This window comes from Streptomyces sp. CNZ287 (assembly GCF_007827615.1).
This window is the reverse complement of the sequence record NZ_VISV01000037.1, coordinates 1-17,587: the sequence shown is the minus strand read 5'-3', so window position 1 is coordinate 17,587 and position 17,587 is coordinate 1. Positions and strand designations below refer to the sequence as shown.

Below are 17,587 nucleotides of genomic sequence, written 5' to 3'. Positions count from 1 at the left end.
TGGTACTGCATGGGGGACCGTGTGGGAGAGTAGGTCACCGCCGAACAATCTTTAGTACTCAACCCCCGGACACCGTCCGGGGGTTGAGTCATTTCTTCCACCCCTCACACCCCCAGCGACAGCCCCGGCCAGCGGCTGCGCGCCTGCTCCGGCGAGCGCATCGTGGCCAGCGTCGGTAGTCCCTCGCGGTCGCCTTCCGTGAGGAGGGCGGGGAGGCCGGCGAGGGGGGCGACTGCGGCTACGTCGTCGAGGACGAGGGTAAGTGGTGGGTCGAGCCGGCCGGTGGATGACCTTGCGGCCATGCGGCGGCCGTGCTCGACCACGTCTGTGGCGAGGGCGGTGAGCAGTGGCATCGCACCCGGGCGGGACCGGGGGCCCTCGATGGCTTCACCCACCAGATAAAGCGTTCCCCCTTCGTCGATGAATGACTCCAATACGAGCGAATCTGCTCGGGTCGGTTTGGAAGCGTTGCGCATGTGGATCGACGACATGCCCTCCAGCGCCGTCGTCACCAGCTCCGCCGCCGCGTCCCGCCGCTCCGGATGCCCCGTCAGCGCCGACTCCAGCTCGCCGGCCGCGCCCGACGCCGCCTCCGGCGCCGATCGCAGGATGCCCACCGGTTCGTGGGCGCCTGTGCCCTGGGCCCAGCGGTGGACCTGGGCGAAGGGGCGGTCCCCCACGGCGGCGGCGTGGAGCCAGCACGCCAGCATCGTCTCCGCGGTGTCCGCCACCGTGGTGTCCGTACGGTGCTGGGGTCGCACCGGGCGGAGGAGGGCCGCCGCTCGCTCGGATGCCGTCTCGCGGTCCGCGCAACCCGCGGCCGGGGACCAGCGGAGGCGGTCCGGGGTGTCGCAGAGCTGGCCCGGGTCGTAGACGAGGACGGGGCCGAGCTTTCCGCGGGCGTCCTTGGTGTCCGCCCACAGGCTGGCGTCCGAGGTGATGACGAGCGCGGGGCCCTCCGCTCCCAGCAGCGTCTCCCGGGTGACCGCCATCGCCGTCGGACTGCCCTTGCGGAACACCAGTGGGCCCGCGTGTACCGGGGGCAGTCCGGCCGAGGGCTGGACCGGACGCTGCCGCGGGACGGTGGGGAGGGGCTGCGTGGGCTGCGGGCGCGGGTCGTGCGCGGGCCGTACGGGCGGGCGGCGCCGGGGCGTGGGCTGCGCCGCGGACTCCGTGTCCTCGTACCGGTCCTGCTCCTCGTACCGGTGCTCCAGGCCGCCGGCCAGCGCCTCGTCTCCCGCGGCCGCCTTTCGCGCTGCCGCCCGGCGCGCCCGCAAGCTCGCCATCGTCGTCATCCCCGCGAGCGTGAACGTTCCGAGCACCATCAACTGGCTGATGAACACGCCCCAGAACAGCCCCCACCCCGACAGGGACTCGCGCGGCGTGTCCGGCCAGGCGGCCGGCAGGTCGTGCGGCTCGGAGACCAGCTCGCGCATCGCCAGCGGGGTACGGGTGAAGGTGACGCCGTCCGGCCACGCGCCGTGCGCCAGCAGCCCGGACAGACCCGTCGCCGTCCACGCCAGGATCGTCAGGCCGAGCAGGAACGCCAGAACGCCGAGGAGCAGGGCGTCGGGGATGCCCCGCTCCGAGCTGCCCTGCTGCCCGCCGCCCCGGTTCCGTCCACCGCGACCCTGCGCCATCTCAGGCCACCGTCGATTCCTTCGCCATCACCACCGGGCCGGTGTCGTCCGCAGCCTCCAGAGCCGGTACCGGGGCGGACTCCGTCATCGCCCGGTCGGTGAAGACCAGCGGCCGTTCGGCCTCGGTCACCAGGTGCTTGACGACCTGCACGTTGCCGTTGACGTCCCAGACGGCGATGCCGGGCGTCAGGGTCGGGATGATCTCGACGGCCCAGCGCGGCAGTCCGAGGACCTTCCCCGTCGCGCGGGCCTCGTCGGCTTTCTGGGCGTAGATCGTACGTGTCGACGCCATCTTCAGGATCGCCGCCGCCTCCCGCGCCGCGGCTCCGTCCACGACATCGGACAAGTGGTGCACGACCGCGACGAAGGAGAGGCCGAGCCGGCGGCCGAACTTCAGCAGCCGCTGGAAGAGCTGGGCGACGAAAGGGGAGTTGATGATGTGCCACGCCTCTTCGACAAGGAAGATGCGCTTTTTGCGGTCGGGGCGGATCCAGGTGTGCTCCAGCCACACGCCGACGATCGCCATGAGGATCGGCATGGCGATCGAGTTCCGGTCGATGTGGGAGAGGTCGAAGATGATGAGCGGCGAGTCGAGGTCGATGCCGACGGTCGTCGGGCCGTCGAACATGCCGCGCAGGTCGCCGTCGACCAGGCGGTCGAGGACGAGGGCGACGTCCAGGCCCCAGTTGCGGACGTCCTCGACGTCGACGTTCATGGCCTCGGCGGCGGTCGGCGCCGGGTGCCGGAGCTGCTCGACGATGTCGGTGAGCACCGGCTGCCGGTCGGTGACGGTCGCGGTGACGTGACCGTGGGCGACCTTGAGGGCGAACCCGGAGCGCTCGTCCAGGCCGCTGCCGGTGGCGACTTCGATGATCGTACGGAGCAGGGCGAGCTGGCCGGTGGTGGTGATCGCCGGGTCGAGCGGGTTGAGGCGGATGCCGCTGTCGAGGGCCGCGAGGGGGTCGAGGCGGATCGGGGTGATGCCGAGTTCCTGCGCGATGAGCGCCCATTCGCCGACGCCGTCCTCGCCCTGGGCGTCGAGCACGACGACCTGGCGGTCACGGAAGCGCAGTTGACGCAGGACGTAGGTCTTCTCCAGCGCGGACTTGCCGTTGCCCGACTCGCCGAGCACCAGCCAGTGCGGCGCGGGGAGCTGCTGGCCGTAGAGCTGGAAGGGGTCGTAGATGTAGCCCTTGCCGCTGTAGACCTCGCGGCCGATGATCACGCCGGAGTCGCCCAGGCCGGGCGCGGCGGTGGGGAGGTAGACGGCCTGCGCCTGCGCGGAGGAGGTGCGCACGGGCAGCCGCTGGGTCTCCGTCTTGCCGAAGACGAAGCCCGCGAAGGCGCGCGTCGCCAGATCGAGAAGGTCGGCCATGGGGGGTCACCTGATCCCGGTCGCGAATGGCAGGGTGTTCACGAAGGCGCGGTGGTGCTCTCTGTCGCACCATTCCAGTTTCAGGTATGACTTCCCCGCCGAGGCGCGGATCGTGCGCTTGTCGCGGGCGAGAGCCTCGGGGGAGCGGGCGGAGACCGTGAGGTAGCCGACGATGTTGACGCCGGCGGCGCCGGAGGCGAGGTCCTCGCCGCGCTGGTCGATGCGCTCGTGGTGGGCGATGTCCCGGGGGTCGACGACGCGGTTCATCTTCGCCTGCCGGGACGCCTCCGCGTCGTCGTTCGTCTTCTCCGTCAGCATCCGCTCGATGGCCACTTCTGTGGGCTCCAGGTCCATGCATACGGCGACCGTGCGGATGACGTCCGGGGTGTGGACGAGGAGCGGGGCGAGGAAGTTGACGCCGACCGGGGTCATCGGCCATTCCTTCACCCACGCCGTGGAGTGGCACCAGGGGTCGCGGGTCGCCGACTCGCGGGTCTTGGCGCGCAGGTACTGCGGGTTTACGGCGTCCAGTTCGGCCGGCCAGGCGTTGCGCTGGGTCATGGCCTGGATGTGGTCGATGGGGTGGTCAGGGTCGTACATGGAGTGCACGAGGGCCGAGAGCCGTGCGATGCCCAGCGGCTGCCGTACCCGGATGTCGGCCTCGGCGAGACGGGCGCAGATGTCGCCCAGCTCGCGGGCCATGATGACGGCGATGCACTCGTCGCGGCTCTGCTTGGTCGCCCGTCCCATGACCGTGGCCTCCTGGCCGAGGTCGCGGGTGTAGGGCATGCAGGCGACGAGGTACGCGCGGTGCTGCTCGGAGGAGGTGGAAACCATGGACTGGAGCTGGTCGTACGAGCCCTTTATCCACTGCGGCGCGCGCGGGTCGCCGCGCTGCGAGACGTCCTTGGCGTGCGCGTCGGGGTCGGCGGGCAGCGTGCGGGCGAGCATCTGCAGGCGGCGTACGAAGCCGTCGCCGTTGGCGGCATGCTTGAGCAGCGTGCCGAAGCGGTCGACGAGGGCTTCCTGGTCCTCGCTGTCGCGCAGGCCGACGCCGGGGCCCTCGATCTCTATCACGGCGGTGACGGTGCGGCGGTCCGCGTGCAGCAGGACGGCGATCTCGTCGGGGCCGAAGGGGGCGACCATCCAGCTGATGCGGCCGATGCCGGGCGGGGTGCCGACGGCGACCTCCTCGCCGTTGAGACGGGTGCCGGCCTCCTGGGCGCCGGATCGGTAGACGGCCGCGCCGCTGCGCAGGAGACGGCGGTGGCTGCGGCTGATCTCGAACCAGCGGTAGAAGGTGCGGCCCCGGTACGGGACGTAGACGGCGGCGAGGGCGAGCAGCGGGAAGCCCATCAGCAGCACGATGCGCAGCGTCAGCACGGGGACGAGGAGGCCGCACATCATGCCGAGGAAGGCGCCGCCGATGATCATGCCGATCTCGCCGGTCTCGCGGTTGCGGCCGACGATGGCGTTCGGGCGGGCCTTGCCGATGAGGTACGTACGACGGGGGGTGATCGGTGGTGTGTCGTGCGTGGTCACCGCAGGTCACCTCCTGTTTCCGGGCTGCTGGGCGGACTGCGGCGGCACGCTGCGGCCGCCCTGCGAGCCGGAACCGGAGCCGCCGGTGCTGTGGTTGGCGGTGCTCGGCTTGGGCGGGGCGGACTGCTGCGGGCGGGTGCTGTGGGCGGAGACGCCGCCGGCGACGGGGTTGGCGGGCTTGGCCGCGGAACGGGACTCGCCGGTGGCGCCGCCGGCGGGTCCCGACGACGAGGTGCGGGAGCCGTGGGTCTTCATGCCGGCGGTGACGAGGGCGGCGGGGGTGGCCATGACGGCGGAGGCCGGGTTGGCGGAGGTGGCGCGGCGGCCCTGCTTGGCGGTCATGATCTCGTCGCCGAAGCCGGGCACGAAGCGGTAGATCATCGCACTGGCGAAGATGGCGAGCAGGATGATCGCCAGGCCGGAGACGACGGCGGAGAAGGCGTCGGGTCCCTCCTCGGCGGAGAGGGCGCCGGCGAGGCCCAGGACGATGACGATGACCGGCTTGACGAGGATCACGGCGATCATGATCCCGGCCCAGCGGCGGACGTGGTGCCACATGTTCTTGTCGACGAGCCCGGCGTAGACGGCGGTGCCGAGGAGGGCGCCGACGTAGAGGAGGGCGGCGCGGATGACGAGCTCCAGCCAGAGCACGCCTGCGGCGAGCACGGACACGAGGGAGACGACGATGAGCATGATCGGGCCGCCACCGATGTCCTCGCCTTTCTTGAGGGCCTCCGAGAAGCCGCCGAAGAAGGTGTCGGTGTTGGACGACGTACCCGAAGCGATGGCTTCGGTGACGGAGTCGGTGGCGGTGACGAGGGTGTAGAGGACGAGGGGGGTGAAGGCGGAGGCGAGGACGGTGAGCCAGAGGAAGCCGATGGCCTCGCCGAGGGCTTCGCCGAGGGGGACGCCGCGGATGGCGCGCTTGGCGACGGCGAGGAGCCAGAGGGTGAGGGTGAGGATGGTGGAGGCGGCGAAGACGACGGCGTACTGCCGCAGGAAGGTGGCGTTGGTGAAGTCGACGGTGGTGGTGGAGTTGACGGCGTCGGAGAGCTTGTCGATGGTCCAGGCGGCGGCTTCGGCACACCCCTTCGCCAGCGAGGACAGCGGATCGACGGATTCGGTGACGTCACCGGGTGAGTTGGGCGCGGAGCGGCCCCCGTCGTCTTCCTTCTCGCAGTAGTCCCTGGCGGGCCCGATGAGGCTGTCGCAGGCACCGCCGTCGTCCTGCGCGGGTACGGCGCCGAGGGCGCGGGGGGCGGCGAGCAGGAGCGTGGCCTGCGCGCCGGCGAGGAGGGTCAGGGCTGAGGCGACGCGGCGCCGCGGGCTACCGGGCATAGGTGAAGCCTCCGAACTGCTCGACGGCGTCCTCGATCTGCTCGTCGGTCGCCGCGGGTACGTCACCGGGGACGGGGGCGGGTCCCCGCCTCTGGGAGTCGGCGGCGATCTTCCAGTCGCCGTCCGACCACTGGAGTTCGAAGGTCCAGGTGTGCCAGGTGGTGCGTACGGGCACGTCCGAGTCGGGGCCCGCCAAGCCGATCAGGCCGGTGTACCAGACGGCGACAGTGGCCCTGCCGTCCTCGTACTCCTTGACCGTCGTGCCGATCGGGACGGTCCGGGAGATGAAGGTCATCCCGGAGGGGGGCTCGCCCTCGGCGTCGAGGCCGAGGTTGGCGAGGAAGTCTTCGTCATACGCGGCGTCCATGCCGGTCTTGGTCTTCTCCGCCAGTTCCGGTGTGTACAGGGCATCGACCAGCTCGTGTCGCCCTTCGGGCGTGAACATCTGGTCGCCGCCGAGCGCGACGGCGAAGTTCGCCGCCGCCGACTGGGCGCCCTCTGCGGAGTGGGGGAAGCCTGTGGGGATGCCGTTGACGGGGGTTTTGACCGGGGTGTCGCCTGTGGGGGCGGTGGGTTGGGCCTTGGTGTCGGGGTTGGCGGTGGATTCGGGGTCGTCATCGGTGTTGCCGCCGCGGTTCGCGAAGGCGATCGCGGCGATGAGGAGGACCACGACGCCCACGACCGTGACCATCGCGCGGGACGGCGAGACGCGGCCGCCGCGGCGCGTGTCGTAGCGGCCGTCGTTGTCGCCTTCGGCGAAGCGTGTGCGGGTGCCGGGTTCGGGGGAGGCGTAGTCGACGTAGTCGTCGTCGTGGCTCATGCCGGGTCACCCCCTCCGTGCGCCGGTGCCGCGTTGCACCGGCGTGCCGTAGGCACAAGAAGGTAGCGGTGCGCCGTCTGACGTCCCACGGGGGTCCCCGCGCCGCGGCCGGGGAGTGGTCGCCTCCCGGGCCGCGGGCTCGGGCGACGTCCCGCCGCCGTGTGCCGCACCGCCGTTCGCCGTACGCCTGGCCCTGAAGTCACGGCCCGGCCTACACCGCCATTCCATACACGATCGTGAACACGGTACCGAGGGAGCCGATGATGAACACTCCCGTCAGACCCGCCACGATCAGCCCCTTGCCCTGCTCCGCACTGAACGTGTCGCGCAGCGCCGTCGCGCCGATGCGCTGCTTGGCCGCGCCCCAGATCGCGATGCCCAGGCACAGCAGGATCGCGACCGCCATGACCACTTCGATCATCACGCGCGCTTCTTGGCCCAGGCTTCCGAAGGGGCCCCAGTCAGGGGCGATACCGCCGATGATGGTGTTGATGTCGCCCTTGTCGGCTGCCAGGAACATGTCGTAACTCACCGCCCCATGCGCTGTGTTGCCGTCCGGGCTGGACGGCAGGAGTCATTGTCCATCCTCCCTGATGATGCCCTCGTGAGAGTCGATTTGGCGTCAACCGCGGGGATTTCACAAGGGTGTTCGGCGCTCATCGCCGACTTTCCTGTGTGTATCACGTTAGGTGACTATTGGCAACGCTGCGTGCTTGCGGGGTTGGGGAGGCGATCGGCTTGTCCGACCTGTGCCGAATCGGAGTATGTGAAGAGTGGGTGGCGCCGTAACGGCCGCAGGGCGGGCCCCGTCGGTGGATGTGACTCAAACAGACCTGAGGGAAGGCGGCGGGCGGGTCGTATGGGGGCGGCGCGTCCAAGCGCCTTACACGGGCTGGCCGATGGGGCGCATGACGACCGTGTTGACGTCGACGCCCTCCGGCTGGTTCAGCGCCCAGACGATCGACTCGGCGACCTGGTCGGACGTCATCATCTCCATCCCCTCCGGCGCGCCGCCCATGCCGTCCCAGAAGAGCGTGTCGGTGCGGCCGGGGGCGACGAGCGTGACGCCGATGCCGTCGCCGGTCACCATGCGGCGGGTGTTCTCCGCCAGCCCCGTCATCGCCCACTTGGTGATGCCGTAGATGTTGCCCGGGGTGTGGACGAAGCCCGCGACGCTGCCGACGATGACGATCCGCCCGCGGGTCTCGCGCAGCGCCTCCAGCGAGCTGCGGATGAGCAGCGCGGGGCCCAGGACGTTGGTGAGCACCATGTCGCGCCAGCCGGCCGGGTCGCCGGTGGCGAGGTCGTCGTGGCTGGCGAAGCCGGCGTTGGCGACGACGGCGTCGAGCCGGCCGAAGGCCGTGAGCGTCGCCTGCACCGCCTCGGCCACCGCCTCGTGGTCGGAGGCGTCGCCCGGCAGGGTCAGCAACTCCGGCGGGTCGCCGGCGTCCCTGGCGAACCGGCGCAGCCGCTCGGCGCCGCGGCCGGTGACGGCGACGCGGCCGCCGCGGGCGAGGAGTTGGCGGGCGGCGGCGGCGCCGATGCCGCTGCCGCCGCCGGTGACGAGGGTGACGGGCGAGTAGTGGGTCATGGGGTACGGGCCTCCGGTGCTGGTCTTGTCGGACGCGGCGAGTGCACCACTTGGAGTGTTCTCTATGTCAACACCCCTGGTGAGGGCGGGCGGAGGTGGCCGTACGGCGGGGGCGGGGGTGGTGCCGGCACCACCATGGTTCCGGCGGTCGGCGCCAGTGATCACAGGGCGTACGGGGACGAGGGTAGAGCCCGCCACACCACGACCCAGGGAGACAGCCGTGAACCGCACCCGCACCCGTACCCGTACCGCCGCCCGCCGTGCCGGGGCCGCCGCCCTCCTCGCCGCCGTCGTCGCCGGTGCCGCCGCCCCCCCCCGCCGCCCACGGCACCGGGCGCGCCACCGACCCCGTACAGCGCCGCCTCGACGCCCTCGTCGAGCGCGACGGCGTCCCCGGCGCCCTCGCGTACGACGGCCGCACGACCCGTACCGCGGGCGTCGCCGACACCGCCACCGGGCGGCCCATGGTCGGCGCCGAGGGCCGCTACCGGATGGCCAGCAACACCAAGGCGTTCACCGCCACCGCCGTCATGCGGCTGGTCGCCGCGGGCGAGGTGCGGCTGGACGCGCCCGCCGCGCGGTACGTGCCGCAGCTCGCCGGCACCGGCGTCACCGTGCGGCACCTGCTCAAGCAGACCAGCGGGCTGCCGGAGTACCTCCAGTTCGTCGACTGGAGCCGCGCCGCCACCGAGGAGGAGTACCTCGCGCTCGCCCTCGGCCACCCCGCCGACTTCGAACCGGGCGCCCGCTGGGGCTACTCGAACACCAACTACCTCGCGCTCGGCCTGCTGATCAAGCACGTCACCGGCGAGGACTACCGCACGTACATCGAACGCACCCTCATCGAGCCGCTGCACCTGAAGGACACGTACTGGCCCGCGCAGGGCGAGCTGACGCTACGCGGCCCGCACGCCCGCAACTACGGCGTCCATCCGGTCGATCCCGGGGCCGGCGTCACCGACGTGACCGAGCTGCCCGGCTACGAGTTCGGCGCCTCCGGCGGCCTCGTGACCACGCCGAAGGACCAGAACGCCTTCTGGGACGCCCTCTTCGGCGGCAGGCTGCTGCCCGGCTGGGCGCTGCGGGCGATGACCCACGACACCACCGACGTCGGCGGCCAGGACACCTACCCCGAGGGCAGCCGGTACGGCTACGGCGTCGCGTCCTTCCCGCTGAGCTGCGGCGGCGTGTACTGGGGCCACGGCGGCGACCTGCCGGGCGACTCCGTCGCCGGCGGGCGGGCCGGCCGGGGGCGCGGGACGGTCACCGTCTACACGACCACGTGGGCCGCCGAGGGCGGCCGGCTGGCGGACCTCCAGGGGGCGGCCGACGCTGCGCTGTGCGCGAAGGACCGTACGGGCAAGGGACGTTGAGCAGGGAACGGGCAGACAGCCCGGGCCCGATGAGGGATGGTTGAGGGGTGCGTAAGCTCTGGCTCTTCGTGGCGCTGGGGTCGGGGATGGTCCTGTCGTTCCTGGCCCTGCTCGTCGTCGGCACGTACACCGCCGCGTCCGGTCTCGCCGGCCGCGGCGTCGGCCTGGCGAAGGGCGCCGTGCCCGCCACGTACCAGTCGCTGGTGCAGGAGTGGGGCAACCTCTGCCCGGCCCTCAACCCCGCCCTGCTCGCCGCGCAGTTGTACCAGGAGAGCGGCTGGGACCCCAACGCAGTCAGCCCCGCGGACGCGCGCGGCATCGCGCAGTTCATGCCCGGCACCTGGGCCACCCACGGCATCGACGCCAACGGCGACGGCGAGCGCGACATCAACGACCCCGAGGACGCCATCCCGTCGGCGGCGACGTACGACTGCAAGCTCGCCGGCTACGTCGAGGACGTGCCCGGCGACCAGACCGAGAACATGCTCGCCGCGTACAACGCGGGACCGTACGCCGTCATCAAGTACAACGGCGTGCCCCCGTACCGCGAGACGCAGAACTACGTGCAGATCATCCAGGCCCTGGAGGAGAGCTTCGCCGCCCCCACCTCCCGTCTGTCGCCGTCGAAGCAGGCCGCGGGCGCCATCCACTACGCGCAGGACAAGCTCGGCACGCCCTATCTGTGGGGCGGTGACGGCACGCCGGAGGAGGGCGGCCGGTTCGACTGTTCAGGGCTGACGAAGGCGGCGTACGCCTCCGTGGACATCGAGCTGCCGCGGGTGGCGAACGACCAGTGGAACGCCGGGCCGCACCCGAGCAGGGACGAACTGCTCCCCGGCGACCTGGTGTTCTTCGCGTACGACATGAACGACTCGCGCTCCATCCACCACGTCGGCCTGTACGTAGGGGGCGGCTACATGATCGACGCCCCTTACACCGGCGCCGTGATCCGCTTCGATCCGATCGACTCGCCGGACTACTTCGGCGCGACCCGGGTCACGGAGGCGGGCGCGGAGGCGCTGCCGAAGCGCTGACGTGCGACGGGCCGCCGCGCGCGGGCCTCGTACGGGCAGCACGGACGGTCACTCTCCGATAACCTCCCGGTGATCTTTCGGTCGCAGCCGGAACGCCGACCGTCGCGGCGCCGTTGCAAAGGGCGAGCGGCACCGTTGCAATAGGGAAGACGGCAGTCGCCGATCAGCGGGAAACGGGTGGGGAGAGGAGCCGAGTGGACATGCGTTCGCTGCACCTGGCGGGGGCACCCCCGAGCGGGTCGAACGCCGACGTTTCCGTGCTGTTCGACATCAACGGCGTCGCGGACTCCACCCCGCCCTGGTTCGACCGCGGGGCGGCGTTCCTGGGCGAGTACGGGCTGATCGGGATGCTCGGCGTGCTGCTGGTCGTGTGCTGGTGGCGTGCGCGCCGGCGTACGGGCGCGGTGCCGGTCGTGACCGCGCTGCTGTGGGGTCCGCTGGCGGCGGCGCTCGCGCTGCTCGCGAACATGCCGATCCGCGCGATCGTGGAGCGCCCGCGGCCGTTCCGGGAGCACGAGGGCCTGGAGGTCCTGCTGCCCGGCACCACCGGCTATTCGTTCGTCAGCGACCACACCTCGGTCGCCATGGCGCTGGCGGCCGGCATCTTCATGGCGAGCAGGCGGTACGGGCTGGCCGCGCTGGCGCTGGCGCTGCTGGAGGCGCTGAGCCGGGTCTACCTGGGCGTGCACTACCCCTCGGACGTCGTCGGCGGCATCGCGCTCGGCACGTCGGTGGCGCTGCTGCTCGCGCCGGCGGCGACGGCCGGGTTGATGCCGCTGGTGAGACGGGCGCCCGAGTGGCTCGTCGGGGACCCGGAGGCGGCGGACGCCGGCCCGGACCGGGAGCCGGCGACGGGTCCCGGAGCGGTCCCCGCGCCGCGGACGGAGCCGCTGGAGCGCGGCGGAGGCGGCCGGGACGGCGACGAGTTGGCGGCGTAGCGGGTACGGGCGCGGGCTCCCCGGCGGCTGCGGAGGCCGGGGCCCGGGGCGTACGGAAGCAACGCCCGCCGGGTGCGCGCGCCAATGCGCCCCCCGGAGTTTTCCGCGCCCGGACGCTACACCGCGTGACGCCCGCGCGCCCGGGACGCCCGCGAAGCCCGGCGCCTACACCGCCTGGTCGAAGTCGAACAGCCGCTCCGGGTCGTACCGCTTCTTCACCTTCGCCAGCCGCTCCGCCGCGGGCCCGTAGTACGCGCCGCGCCACTTCCGCAGCTCCGGATCCGTGTAGTTCTGGTACGCCGCCCCCGAGGCGTGCTCCCGCATCGCCGCGTGCGTGTCCGCCAGCCACCGCTCGCCTGGACCGCCGTCCTCGCCCTCGTCCCACGACGCGATGTACTGCGCCAGCACCCGCGACCCGCGGTGCACGAACGCCGTGTCCGCCGCCGGCACCCGGTTCACCGCCCCGCCCAGCGCGGTGAGGATGAACAGCGCGTCCGCCGACCGCGACGCCTTCTCCGCCCGGTCCAGCAGCGTGCCGATGCCCCCGGCGCCCAGCGGCTCGTCGTAGAAGTCGGAGCGCGCCGCGAACGTGTCGCGCTGCAGGATCCCGCGCGCGTTGCGGCCCGGGACGCTGCCCTGGAGCCGGCACTGCTCGCGGTCGGCCTGGGCGCAGCCCGCGTACGAGCGCATGGCGTGGATGTACGACTGCGGGCCGATGGAGACGTCCTCGGCGGGACCGGGCCCGCCGGCCTGGTCGGCGAGGAAGTCGACGGCGGTGTGCATGTCGTCCTCTGTGCCCAGCGACATCGCGGCCACGGAGATCGTCGGCTCGCCGCCGCGGGTGTTGCCGAAGTGGACGGCGGACCACAGCTCGTCGGGCTGGTCCGGGCCCCACCCCTGCCAGGTGGTGAGCAGCGCCTCGGCCTTCGACCAGGGCCACACCATGTTCGCGGCGACGACGTCCGAGGCTTCGCGGGTGTCGTAGCGCAGTTCGGTGACGACCCCGAAGTTGCCGCCGCCGGCGCCGCGCAGCGCCCAGAACAGGTCCTCGTTCTCCTCCGCCGAGCACTCGACGGTCTTGCCGTCGGCGGTGACGACGGTCGCGCCGCGGAGGTGGTCGCAGGTGAGCCCGTACGCGCGCGAGACGACGCCGTGGCCGCCGCCGAGGGTGAGTCCCGCCATGCCGACCGTCGCGCAGGAGCCGGCGGGTATGGTCCGGCCGCGGACGGCGAGGGCCTCGTAGACGTCGATGGTGCGCGCACCGGCGCCGACGGTGGCGGTGTCGGAGTCGGCGTCGATGCCGGAGAGGGCGGAGACGTCGACGACGAGGCGGCCGTTGCCGCTGGAGAAGCCGGCGTAGGAGTGGCCGCCGCTGCGTACGGCGACGGGGACGCCGGCGGCGCGGGCGAAGCGCAGGCACTCGGCGGCGTCGTCGGCGTGGTCGACGTACGCGACGGCGGCGGGACGCAGGTCGTCGAAGCGGGTGTTGTACTGCTGGGCGGCGACGCGGTAGTCGTCGTGCCCGGGGAGGACGAGGCGGCCGGCGAGGGACTGCCCGAGCGCGGGCCAGTCCGGCGGTCCTGTGGCCGGGCCGCTGCCCGAACCGGAGCGGGAGCCGCCGGGCTTGGGGTCGGGCTTCCCGCCGTCGTCGTCGCCCGAGCAGCCGGCGACGCCGGCGGCACCCACGCCCGCGGCGGTCGCGAGGGCGGTACGGAGCACTGTGCGCCTGTCCATCCGCACAGCACAGCGCATCGTGTCCCCCCTTCGCTACCCCCAAGTAGCAAAGCCTGGCGCCCGGGACGCTCAGCCGAGGGCGTCCGGGAGGTGGTCCGCGGCGTCCGTACGGGCCCGGGAGCGGGCCCGGCGGGCAGGACCCGTCCAGCCGCAGGTGCAGCGGGCGAAGGCGAACGCGCCCCGCTCGGCGGTCGACGTGCGGTGCGTGCCGCCGCCGTACGGGCCGTCGGAACCCGCGCCGCCCTGGGGGTCACCCGGCCCGTCGCCGGGTCCGTCGCTGAGCACGCGGTCACGGTACCGCGGTGGGAAAGACCGTGACGGCGCCCCCTCCACATCGTTAAGCGAACCGGAGAAAACACCGGCCGGGGGTAGCGAGAGATGGCGGCGGAGCAGCGGCGGACCGTAGGTACCGGCACCACGCCCGCGCGCCCCGGCACCACGCCCGCGCGCCCCGGCGCCGCGGCCGCGGCCCGGCCCGCGGCCGTGCTCGCGCTCCTCGGCGCCCTCGCCGCGGCGGCCCTGTCCGCCACCGCCGGCTGCTCCGAGCGCGGCGCCGCGGCCGACGAGCACCCGGGCGGCGACCCGCTGACCGCCGTGCAGCGCGCCGCCGACGCGCTGGCCGGCGCGGGCAGTTCCCGGGCGCGCACCGCGATGGAGATGATCAGCGGCGGCACCCGCGTCACCGTCAGCGGCGACGGCGCCTTCGACTACGCGGGCCGCCGCGGCCTGCTGCGCGTGGTGATGCCGCAGGGCGAGGAGGAGCCGATCACGGAGCTGTACGCGGTCGGTGAGCTGTACATGAAGAACCGCGGCGCCGGCGTCCCCGACGACAAGTGGCTCCGGCTCGACACGACCCGGCTCTCCGACGGCAACCTCGTCACCAACGGCGCCACCGACCCGCTGACGGCCGCGGAACTGCTGCGCGGCGCCAGCGAGGTGCGGTACGTGGGCGAGGAGCGCGTCGGCGACAGCGTCGTGCGGCACTACGAGGGCACGGCCGACCTCGGCCGCGCCGCCCGCGCGGCGTCCCCGTACGCGCGCGGAGCGCTGGCGGCCGCGGCCGAGGGCTTCGTCCAGGACGCGGTGGCCTTCGACGCGTATCTGGACGAGGACGGCCGGCCGCGCCGGGTGCGGCACGAGTTCGCGCTCTCCGGCGACTCACCGGTGCGGGTGGCGTCGACCGTCGAAACCTACGACTTCGGCGCGCCGGCCGAGGTGGCGTTGCCCGCGGATCGCGACATCTATGCCGGAACGGTTCGCCAGAGCGGTCAACAGCCCGCGTCCTAGCGGGAGTTGATTCCGGTCGTTTGCGCAGGGGCGTCGGGATTCGCCCGGGAAAGCCGGGGCCGTAAATGGTCCAGACGTGTCATGCGCGGACTGTGCCGCCCTACCTACTCTGAGCGGTGAGCCCGGCTGCCGGCGGGTGTGCATGGGGAAAAGGGGTGATTGCACGTGGGTCGGGGGTCGGCTGTCCAGGACCATGTGGCTCTCGCCGAAATCGAGTTGTGCGGTGAATTGATCATCGCGGCGACGAGCGCACCGGAAGAGCGGCTGAGCGACGACCGCATCGACGAAGTGCTGAGGGTGGAAGCCGAGCGGCGCGGCTCCGGGCTGGAGCGCAGGCGCGGCCGGCAGGAGATCACGCCGTAGCGACGGGGCGCGTGGCGCACGGGGCGCAGGGGTACAGCGCGGCGGGACGGAGCCCGGGACACGGAGCGCAGGCGTGTGCCGCAAAGTGGCCGCGGGCGCTGCGCGCGGCTCGTACGCGCGCAGCAGCGGCCGTCCGCCCGCCCGGCACTACGCCCGCAGCATCCGGGCGATCGCGGCGGTGGCCTCCTCGACTTTCGCGTCGATCTCGTCGCCGCCCCGGGCGGCCGCGTCGGCGACGCAGTGCCGCAGGTGCTCCTCCAGGAGCTGGAGCGCGAAGGACTGCAGCGCCTTCGTACTCGCGGAGACCTGCGTGAGTATGTCGATGCAGTAGACGTCTTCCTCGACCATCCGCTGCAGTCCGCGGACCTGGCCCTCGATCCGGCGGAGTCTCTTGAGGTGGGCCTCTTTGTCCTTGCTGTACCCGTGCGGGCCGGAGCCCGGCGCCGTCCCGGCGGCGGCCGTCGTTGCCGTGGTGTCGGTCACGTGCCCGTCCTTCCGTTTCCCATCCCTCGATCCGCCCGGCGCGTATCGCTGTGTGCGTACCACCGTATGCGAACCGTGCCCGGTATACCCTCAGGGGGTATATGATACCGCCTTCGTGGCATTCTGTCCTGCGGCTGTTCCGCACAGCCGGTTCGCTCCGCAGGTGCGGCTCGCCTAGCATCATCAGGATCTATTCGCCGATATTCGCAGCACTGAGGATCATCACGTGCGATTTCGTCTGACCCCCAGGGAGACGAGCTTCTACGATATGTTCGCCGCCTCGGCCGACAACATCGTGACGGGCTCGAAGCTCCTGATGGAACTGCTCGGGGCGGATTCCTCCGCCCGGGCCGAGATCGCCGAGCGGATGCGCGCTGCGGAGCACGCCGGCGACGACGCCACCCACGCCATCCTGCACCAGCTCAACGCCTCGTTCATCACGCCCTTCGACCGCGAGGACATCTACCGTCTCGCCAGCTCGCTGGACGACGTCATGGACTTCATGGAGGAGGCCGTCGACCTCGTCGTCCTCTACCAGATCGAGGAGCTGCCGCGGGGCGTGGAGCAGCAGATCGAGGTGCTCGCGCGGGCCGCGGAGCTGACCGCGGAGGCGATGCCCAACCTCCGTACGCTCAACCACCTGCCGGAGTTCTGGATCGAGGTCAACCGGCTGGAGAACCAGGCCGACCAGATCCACCGCAAGCTTCTCGCGCACCTCTTCAACGGCAAGTACGACGCCATCGAGGTGCTCAAGCTCAAGCAGATCGTCGATGTCCTGGAAGAGGCCGCCGACGCCTTCGAGAAGGTCGCGAACACCGTGGAAACGATCGCGGTCAAGGAGTCCTGAGCCCGGTGGACACCTTCGCGCTTGTCGTCACGATCGGGGTTGCGCTCTTCTTCACGTACACCAACGGCTTCCACGACTCCGCCAACGCGATCGCGACCTCCGTCTCCACCCGCGCCCTGACGCCGCGCGCCGCGCTGCTGATGGCCGCGGTGATGAACTTCGCGGGCGCCTTCCTCGGCAGCGGCGTCGCCAAGACGGTGAGCGAAGGGCTGATCGAGACCCCGCACGGGTCGCACGGGATGTGGATCCTCTTCGCCGCGCTGGTCGGGGCGATCACGTGGAACATGGTCACGTGGTACTTCGGGCTGCCGTCGTCGTCCTCGCACGCGCTCTTCGGCGGCATGGTCGGCGCGGCGCTGGCCGCGTCGTCGAAGGTGTTCTGGTCCGGGGTGCTGGAGAAGATCATCATCCCGATGTTCGTCTCGCCGATCGTCGGCCTGTGCGTCGGCTATCTGGTGATGTGCGCGATCATGTGGATGTTCCGCCGCTCCACCCCGCGCCGCGCGCAGCGCGGCTTCCGGGTGGCGCAGACCGTCTCGGCGGCGGCGATGGCGCTGGGGCACGGGCTCCAGGACGCGCAGAAGACGATGGGCATCGTGGTGCTGGCGCTGGTCATCGCGGACGTGGAGGACGAGGGCGACGCCATCCCGTGGTGGGTGAAGGTGATGTGCGCGCTGATGCTCTCGCTCGGCACGTACGCGGGCGGCTGGCGCATCATGCGGACGCTGGGGCGGCGGATCATCGACCTCCAGCCGCCGCAGGGGTTCGCCGCCGAGACAACGGCGGCGGGGATCATGTACTCGGCGTCGTTCATGTTCCACGCGCCGATCTCCACGACGCACGTGATCACTTCGGCGATCATGGGCGTCGGCGCGACGAAGCGGGTGAAGGCCGTGCGGTGGGGGGTGGCGAAGAACATCGTGATGGGGTGGTTCGTCACGATGCCGGCCGCGGCGGGGGTGGCGGCGGCGGTGTACTGGCTGGTGCACTTTGCCTTCGAGTAGCGCTGAAGCGTTTCTCCACGGCCTGCGCGCCCCGCGGGCCGAGCCTCAGCCGAAGCGGCCCGAGATGTAGTCCTCCGTCGCCTTCTCCTCGGGGTTGGAGAAGATCTTGTCGGTGTCGCCGACCTCGATGAGCCGGCCCGGCTCGCCGACGGCGGCCAGGTTGAAGAACGCGGTGCGGTCCGAGACGCGCGCCGCCTGCTGCATGTTGTGCGTGACGA

General features: G+C 72.0%; 17 protein-coding genes and 1 pseudogene. 7 read left to right on the top strand and 11 right to left on the bottom strand.

Features of this window, described 5'->3' with window-relative positions:
- Positions 1 to 104: 104 nt before the first annotated feature.
- The 7 genes from FB457_RS34840 to FB457_RS34810 form a co-directional block, all read right to left on the bottom strand.
- Complete coding sequence (locus FB457_RS34840) at positions 105 to 1,640, bottom strand: type VI secretion protein (protein WP_145784683.1); 1,536 nt, start codon at positions 1,638 to 1,640, stop codon at positions 105 to 107.
- 1 nt (position 1,641) lies between these two features.
- Positions 1,642 to 3,015: an ATP-binding protein gene (locus FB457_RS34835; protein ID WP_047017082.1), complete on the bottom strand. Its 1,374-nt coding sequence runs from the start codon at positions 3,013 to 3,015 to the stop codon at positions 1,642 to 1,644.
- A 6-nt stretch (positions 3,016 to 3,021) separates the two neighbouring features.
- Positions 3,022 to 4,557, bottom strand: coding sequence for an SCO6880 family protein (locus FB457_RS34830; RefSeq protein WP_047017083.1), 1,536 nt, complete (start codon positions 4,555 to 4,557; stop codon positions 3,022 to 3,024).
- Between the two features lie 6 nt (positions 4,558 to 4,563).
- Complete coding sequence (locus FB457_RS34825) at positions 4,564 to 5,895, bottom strand: hypothetical protein (RefSeq protein ID WP_145784682.1); 1,332 nt, start codon at positions 5,893 to 5,895, stop codon at positions 4,564 to 4,566.
- Positions 5,885 to 6,715 carry a DUF8175 domain-containg protein gene (locus FB457_RS34820; protein ID WP_145784680.1) on the bottom strand — a complete coding sequence of 277 codons (831 nt, stop codon included), beginning with the start codon at positions 6,713 to 6,715 and terminating at the stop codon, positions 5,885 to 5,887. Before FB457_RS34820 ends, FB457_RS34825 begins: the two co-directional genes overlap by 11 nt.
- Before the next feature lie 211 nt (positions 6,716 to 6,926).
- Positions 6,927 to 7,235, bottom strand: a complete 309-nt coding sequence (locus tag FB457_RS34815; RefSeq protein WP_018840935.1) for a hypothetical protein — start codon at positions 7,233 to 7,235, stop codon at positions 6,927 to 6,929.
- A gap of 363 nt (positions 7,236 to 7,598) precedes the next feature.
- A complete protein-coding gene (locus FB457_RS34810; RefSeq protein ID WP_047017086.1) occupies positions 7,599 to 8,306 on the bottom strand; it encodes an SDR family oxidoreductase in 708 nt (235 codons plus the stop codon).
- 299 nt (positions 8,307 to 8,605) lie between these two features.
- Between FB457_RS34810 and FB457_RS34805 the strand changes: the two genes are divergently transcribed.
- The 3 genes from FB457_RS34805 to FB457_RS34795 all read left to right on the top strand — a co-directional run bounded on the left by FB457_RS34805 (position 8,606) and on the right by FB457_RS34795 (position 11,651).
- Positions 8,606 to 9,679, top strand: a complete 1,074-nt coding sequence (locus FB457_RS34805) for a serine hydrolase domain-containing protein (protein ID WP_486589263.1) — start codon at positions 8,606 to 8,608, stop codon at positions 9,677 to 9,679.
- A gap of 47 nt (positions 9,680 to 9,726) precedes the next feature.
- Positions 9,727 to 10,713 carry a C40 family peptidase gene (locus tag FB457_RS34800; protein WP_047017088.1) on the top strand — a complete coding sequence of 329 codons (987 nt, stop codon included), beginning with the start codon at positions 9,727 to 9,729 and terminating at the stop codon, positions 10,711 to 10,713.
- Positions 10,714 to 10,907: 194 nt separating this feature from the next.
- Positions 10,908 to 11,651, top strand: coding sequence for a phosphatase PAP2 family protein (locus FB457_RS34795; RefSeq protein ID WP_052770376.1), 744 nt, complete (start codon positions 10,908 to 10,910; stop codon positions 11,649 to 11,651).
- A gap of 165 nt (positions 11,652 to 11,816) precedes the next feature.
- On the opposite strand, the gene FB457_RS34790 is transcribed toward FB457_RS34795, so the two are convergent.
- Both FB457_RS34790 and FB457_RS34785 read right to left on the bottom strand, forming a co-directional pair.
- Positions 11,817 to 13,385, bottom strand: a complete 1,569-nt coding sequence (locus tag FB457_RS34790; protein WP_253911334.1) for an FAD-binding oxidoreductase — start codon at positions 13,383 to 13,385, stop codon at positions 11,817 to 11,819.
- 69 nt (positions 13,386 to 13,454) lie between these two features.
- Positions 13,455 to 13,670: a hypothetical protein gene (locus FB457_RS34785; RefSeq protein WP_047017090.1), complete on the bottom strand. Its 216-nt coding sequence runs from the start codon at positions 13,668 to 13,670 to the stop codon at positions 13,455 to 13,457.
- A 93-nt stretch (positions 13,671 to 13,763) separates the two neighbouring features.
- Between FB457_RS34785 and FB457_RS34780 the strand changes: the two genes are divergently transcribed.
- Positions 13,764 to 14,672 (top strand): SCO4651 family lipoprotein, encoded by a 909-nt coding sequence (locus tag FB457_RS34780; protein WP_145784678.1) that lies wholly within the window; start codon positions 13,764 to 13,766, stop codon positions 14,670 to 14,672.
- A gap of 159 nt (positions 14,673 to 14,831) precedes the next feature.
- A complete protein-coding gene (locus FB457_RS34775) occupies positions 14,832 to 15,035 on the top strand; it encodes a hypothetical protein (RefSeq protein WP_253911335.1) in 204 nt (67 codons plus the stop codon).
- Positions 15,036 to 15,182: 147 nt separating this feature from the next.
- Here the strand turns inward: FB457_RS34775 and FB457_RS34770 are convergent, their stop codons facing one another.
- A complete protein-coding gene (locus FB457_RS34770) occupies positions 15,183 to 15,518 on the bottom strand; it encodes a metal-sensitive transcriptional regulator (RefSeq protein ID WP_047017093.1) in 336 nt (111 codons plus the stop codon).
- A 226-nt stretch (positions 15,519 to 15,744) separates the two neighbouring features.
- Between FB457_RS34770 and FB457_RS34765 the strand changes: the two genes are divergently transcribed.
- Positions 15,745 to 16,365, top strand: a complete 621-nt coding sequence (locus FB457_RS34765) for a DUF47 domain-containing protein (protein ID WP_026276740.1) — start codon at positions 15,745 to 15,747, stop codon at positions 16,363 to 16,365.
- Positions 16,366 to 16,370: 5 nt separating this feature from the next.
- Entirely contained in the window at positions 16,371 to 17,369 is a 999-nt protein-coding gene (locus FB457_RS34760) for an inorganic phosphate transporter (protein WP_047017094.1), read from the top strand.
- A gap of 45 nt (positions 17,370 to 17,414) precedes the next feature.
- Here FB457_RS34760 and pstB read toward each other — a convergent pair.
- Positions 17,415 to 17,587: pseudogene (pstB, locus tag FB457_RS34755) on the bottom strand (phosphate ABC transporter ATP-binding protein); the annotation flags it as partial.

What these genes read in the sequence shown, in the direction of transcription:
- FB457_RS34790 (WP_253911334.1), bottom strand. Translation starts at nt 13,385, where the DNA reads ATGGACAGGCGCACAGTGCTCCGTACCGCCCTCGCGACCGCCGCGGGC.
- FB457_RS34835 (WP_047017082.1), bottom strand. Translation starts at nt 3,015, where the DNA reads ATGGCCGACCTTCTCGATCTGGCGACGCGCGCCTTCGCGGGCTTCGTC.
- FB457_RS34810 (WP_047017086.1), bottom strand. Translation starts at nt 8,306, where the DNA reads ATGACCCACTACTCGCCCGTCACCCTCGTCACCGGCGGCGGCAGCGGC.
- FB457_RS34840 (WP_145784683.1), bottom strand. Translation starts at nt 1,640, where the DNA reads ATGGCGCAGGGTCGCGGTGGACGGAACCGGGGCGGCGGGCAGCAGGGC.
- FB457_RS34820 (WP_145784680.1), bottom strand. Translation starts at nt 6,715, where the DNA reads ATGAGCCACGACGACGACTACGTCGACTACGCCTCCCCCGAACCCGGC.
- FB457_RS34825 (WP_145784682.1), bottom strand. Translation starts at nt 5,895, where the DNA reads ATGCCCGGTAGCCCGCGGCGCCGCGTCGCCTCAGCCCTGACCCTCCTC.
- FB457_RS34815 (WP_018840935.1), bottom strand. Translation starts at nt 7,235, where the DNA reads ATGTTCCTGGCAGCCGACAAGGGCGACATCAACACCATCATCGGCGGT.
- FB457_RS34780 (WP_145784678.1), top strand. Translation starts at nt 13,764, where the DNA reads ATGGCGGCGGAGCAGCGGCGGACCGTAGGTACCGGCACCACGCCCGCG.